Source organism: Nocardia sp. NPDC060220, from assembly GCF_042727815.1.
Taxonomy (GTDB): domain Bacteria; phylum Actinomycetota; class Actinomycetes; order Mycobacteriales; family Mycobacteriaceae; genus Nocardia.
Window position 1 is genome coordinate 1 of sequence record NZ_JBHWZY010000631.1, and the last position, 4,118, is coordinate 4,118.

The 4,118-nt window shown below is 68.5% G+C and carries 3 protein-coding genes and 1 pseudogene; 1 reads left to right on the forward strand and 3 read right to left on the reverse strand.

Going from position 1 to position 4,118, the window contains the following annotated elements; all coding sequences use genetic code 11:
• Window positions 1-136: pseudogene (locus tag ACFWF3_RS26655) on the forward strand (lipase); the annotation flags it as partial.
• A gap of 64 nt (window positions 137-200) precedes the next feature.
• Here ACFWF3_RS26655 and ACFWF3_RS26660 read toward each other — a convergent pair.
• The 3 genes from ACFWF3_RS26660 to ACFWF3_RS26670 form a co-directional block, all read right to left on the reverse strand.
• Complete coding sequence (locus ACFWF3_RS26660; protein ID WP_379316087.1) at window positions 201-1,301, reverse strand: alpha/beta hydrolase; 1,101 nt, start codon at window positions 1,299-1,301, stop codon at window positions 201-203.
• Window positions 1,291-2,859 carry an ArnT family glycosyltransferase gene (locus ACFWF3_RS26665; protein ID WP_379316089.1) on the reverse strand — a complete coding sequence of 523 codons (1,569 nt, stop codon included), beginning with the start codon at window positions 2,857-2,859 and terminating at the stop codon, window positions 1,291-1,293. The genes ACFWF3_RS26660 and ACFWF3_RS26665 overlap by 11 nt, the downstream gene beginning before the upstream one ends.
• A 17-nt stretch (window positions 2,860-2,876) precedes the next feature.
• Window positions 2,877-4,118 (reverse strand): MMPL family transporter (locus ACFWF3_RS26670; RefSeq protein WP_379316091.1); only part of this gene is annotated, 1,242 nt, incomplete at its 5' end.

The window sequence follows — 4,118 nt, forward strand, 5'->3', positions numbered from 1 at the left end:
CATCTCCGATCACCTGACGATGATGTACTCGCCGCGTGCTTTGTCGATCGCGCTGCGGGCGCTCGATCCGGTGCAGAACCCGAACCTGACCTGCACGTTCAACCCGTGGCTGATCGGGGGTGGTGGCTCCCTGTAGACGAGCGGACGATTCGGGTGCATCGCGGCACGGCTTGGCCGCGATGCACCCGATTTTCGTGTGTTCAGGGGACGAGCAGCGCGGCGGCGCGTTCCCAATAGGTGTGCATGTCCTGCTCCCAGTAGCCCCACGAATGCGTGCCCGCCGGGCGGAAATCGAAGGTCGCCGGGATATTCAGGGCGGCCAGGCGGTCGCGCAGCAACGCGGTGCACACCACGGTGATCCCGTCGAGCACGCCGCCGATGAGCAGCTGATCGAGCAGTTTCACCGGATTGCGCTGGATACCAGGGCCGTTCAAGGTGTCCAGCGGGCCGGGTAGGCCGTTGCCAGTGCTCACATACACCTGAACTCCGCGTAGCTTCTCGGCATTGAGGGCGGCGTCATTGGCCGTCCAGGCCGGATCGGTGGGTGGTCCCCACATGTTGAGCGGGTTGCCGCGGCGTGCGGTGACGATCGATGCCACCATCGCCTGTCCGGCCGGGTTGCTGGTCTGGATGCAGCCGCTGAACGAGCCGACCATCTGAAACCGCTGCGGTGCTTGCTGTGCCATCCGGAAGACCGCCGAGCTGGCCATCGACAGTCCGGCGACGGCGTCGCGGCCGGTGCCGTGGAAGGCCGAATCGATGATCGGCGGCAGTTCGGTGGTGAGGAAGGTCAGCCAGCGGTTGCGTCCGGTACCGGGATCGTCGGCCTGCCAGTCGGTGTAGAAGGTGCCCGCACCGCCGATCGGCATCACGATGTTCGCCTGTTTCGCGGCGAAGAAGTCGAGGGCGTCGGTCTTGGTGAACCAGTTGCTGCCCTCGCGCCAGTCGGGGGTGTCGGTGCCACCGTCGACGCCGTTGATCAGATACAGCGAGCCGGCGGGCGCCTCGGGGTCGGCGGCGGGAATGACCGCGACGGTGACCGGTCGATTCATCGCCGCGGAGTGCACGGTCACATCGATCACCTTGCCCGGCCCGTTCGCCGCGGCCGCGACGGCGTAGGAGCCGTTCGGTGCGGGCAGCGCCGCCGCCATGGCACGGGCGGCCACCAGGTCCGGGGCCGCCTGCGCCGTCGCGACGACGGGCAGGCCCGCGGCGGCGACCGCCACCGTGAGCGCGAGCCGTCGCACCATCGAATTGCGCACTGTCTTGTCTCCGTTCACTGCTGCGTCGTTATCGCCCATGCCGACTCGTTCCGTCGACCAGGCGCAGTTCCTTGGCGTCGGGCCACAGCGCCGACCACGGTTCGCTCGGGCCGTCGCACAGCCACAGCGCGACGCCGCGGTTCACGCCGGGAAAGCCGAGGGGCTCGTCGACGCGGGTCAGCAGCGTCGTCTGTGTGAAACGGGTACGCAGCGCGGTGTCGGGACCGTCGACCCCGAGGTAGAGCACCGTGGTCGCGGTGTCGGGTGGGGCGCCGAAGTAGCCGTAGCCGCGGTTCGGACTGAACACCGCGGGAAGACCGGCGGCAGGCCCGAATTCCTCGAGTGCCGCTGCCTGCCAATAGTTCTGGGTCACGATCACCACACCCTCGCGCTGCCGCGGCGGTATCCGGTGATAGGTCTCGGCAACCGCGGTGACCAGGTCGTCCCAACCGCTCGGACCGAAAAGCACACTGCGCGAGTGGATCTGGGAATAGTCGGTCGTCGACTGCCGCAATGCCGACTCCGGTAGGGGCAGCGCGACGACGAGCGCGACGCAGATCGCGGTAGCGAGCGTGCCGAAGCCACCGCCGATGATCGCGCCGCGTCGCGTGATACCCCGGTCCGCCAGATACACCGCGCCCGCGGCGAACAGCCCGGGGAAAGCACCGGCCACGAAGTAGGGGCGCAGGCCCGCCAGCACCACCGCGCCCAGCCCGATCGCGATCATCGGGATCAGGAAGTAATACGGACGGAACCGCTGCGCGCGCAGCCCGGCCCACATGCCGGCGAGCAACAGCAGACCGGCTGCTCCGGTGACCTGAATCATCGTCCACGGCGCCGCGAGAACCCCGGCGGTGGCGAGTTGCTCATCGCGCACGATCGCGCCCATCGCCAGCTGTGGCCAGCCATTGCTGTGCTGCCACCACAGAATCGGGACCGCCGACCCCGCGAGCAGACCCGAGCCGAGCCACCACGCGGGCCTGCGCAGCATCTCCCGCGGCCCGAACACGGCCACGCCGAGCGCGAGCACCGCCCAGATGATCGGAATCAGCCACTTGACCTGGAAGTCGACGGCGGCGACGAACCCCGCCGCGACCAACAGGTAGTCCTCGCGAGTGCGCACCCAGCGGATCAGCAACCACGCGAGCACCGCCGTCAAGGTGATGTCGAGGGCGAAGGTGCTCAGCATCGCCGATTGCATCACCGCCATCGGGGTGGTCGCGTAGGCAAGCGCGGCGACGGTCTGGGGGAGTCGGCCGCCGCCGAACTCCCTGGCCATCACCGCGCTGAGCACGATGGCCAGCACTGTGAACAGCAGCGCGGGTACCCGCAGTGCAACCGTGGATCCCGGTGCGAGGTGGTCCGACAGTGCCGCCAGCAGCGGAACCAGCGGGCCCTGATCGGCATAGCTCACCGACGGATGCCGTCCGGCCGCGAGGAAATACAGTTCGTCACCGCCGATCCGATAGCGGTCGATCCTGGCGAGGAACAGGATCGCGGCCACGGCGGCGACGATCGATACCTCGCGCCACGCGAAGGCGGGCAGCGTGCGGAGGGGGGCGGTGGGCACCTCGACGGTGCCGCTCCGGACGTTCATGGTGGTACTCCGCAGGTTCAGTCCCGGTCGCCGCGGACTGGCGTCGGAGCAGCTCCGGAAGGTGTCGGGTGGGCGAGGGTCTGGTGTTGCGGCGCGGGCCGCAGGCGTTCGAGCCACGCCGGCGCCCACCAGCAGGCGTCCCCGAGCAGCCGCATGGACGCGGGCACCAGCAGCATCCGCAGGATGGTGGCGTCGATGAACAGTGCGGTCACCATGCCGAAGGCGATGTACTGCATCATCAGCAGATCCGACAGTGCGAACGCGCCGGTGACCACCAGCAGGATCACCGCGGCCGCGGTGATGATGCGGCCCGTCCGGGCGATACCCGCCTGCACGGCTTCGGTGGTGGAAGCGCCCGCGGCCCTGGCTTCGACGATGCGTGACAGCAGGAATACCTCGTAGTCGGTCGACAGCCCGTAGACCACCGACACGATCACGACCAGGACCAGCGACATGATCGGTTGCGGGGTGAAGCCGAACACCCCCGCGCCGTGCCCGTCGATGAAGACCCAGGTGAGCACGCCCAGTGTGGCGCCGAGCCCGAGCAGATTCAGCACGGCTGCTTTGAGCGGCAGCACCAGCGAACCGAACGTCAGCGCCAGCAGTAGCGTGCTGGCCAGGAAGACGAACAGGACCATCAGCGGCATCCACTCGACCAGCGCGTCGATGCTGTCCTTCTCCACGGCGGGCTGCCCACCGACCATCAGCGTCGTGCCGGGCGGCAACGCCATCGAGCGCAGGTAGTCGATGGTCGCCTCGGCGTCGCCGGATCCGGCGAGCACGGTCTGGGTGGTGAGGACCTGGGGCTGGAACGGCGACTGCATCGGTTCGGCGAACGGCGCGGCCAGGCCGGGGGCGTGGTTGGCGTCGGCGCGCACGGTATCGGCGGTGGTGGGGTCGAAGGTGACGATGACCAGGTCGATCGGGTCGATCTGGCGCAATGGGAACAGTTCGTCGAAGTGCTGCTGGGCCAGGCGCGTCGGATGCGACGGCGGGAGAAACCGCTCGTTGATGGAACCGAAGGCCAGATTCTGGATCGGGACGATGAGCAGCAGCAGCCCGAGGCAGATCGGAACGGCCACCACCAGTGGACGTTTCATGACTCCCGCGGCGAATCGGCCCCAGCCGTTGCCGGGAACACGATCTCTCGCGACCGGTTTACGGAACCAGTCGACGCCGAGCCAGTCGACGCGCCTGCCCAGTACGGCCAGCATCGCGGGCAGAAGGGTGATCGAGGTCAGTGCGGCCAGGGAGATGGT

Coding starts and splice junctions, on each gene's coding strand:
- ACFWF3_RS26665 (WP_379316089.1), bottom strand. CDS start 2,859: ATGAACGTCCGGAGCGGCACCGTCGAGGTGCCCACCGCCCCCCTCCGC.
- ACFWF3_RS26660 (WP_379316087.1), bottom strand. CDS start 1,301: ATGGGCGATAACGACGCAGCAGTGAACGGAGACAAGACAGTGCGCAAT.